Here is a 311-nt window from a genome sequence, read left to right as displayed (position 1 = left end):
CGTCGATACTGGAATTAGGCAAAAGGACACCTTTCCCATTTCCCTCATGGTCACCGGACTTTTTCTTGCCATTAGGTCCATCCAGTTTATCGGCCATTTTCGCAGTCCGCATAACAGTTGTACCTGTACCAGCACTAAGAACGGTTACCGCTACTTCTGCTACTACCATGTCTTTCTTAAACTCATTCTGACCCTTCGCATAGCTCTCGTCTTCCGATCTGGTCCACAAACCGCCGTTAAACAAGTTATCTTGTTTGTATTGGGCGTCCTTCGCGAATGGATCGAGATACTCGTCGTAAAGCCCTTCTCCC

At 47.6% G+C, this 311-nt stretch carries 1 protein-coding gene; it reads right to left on the bottom strand.

The genetic code is table 11. The features are described from left to right. On the bottom strand, positions 1-311 hold a 311-nt coding region (locus tag ACQ5DJ_RS30065), incomplete at both ends, for a hypothetical protein (protein WP_429845631.1).

The organism is Brevibacillus sp. FIR094 (assembly GCF_050477165.1).
GTDB lineage: Bacteria > Bacillota > Bacilli > Brevibacillales > Brevibacillaceae > Brevibacillus.
This window is presented reverse-complemented; position numbering and strand designations above follow the sequence as displayed.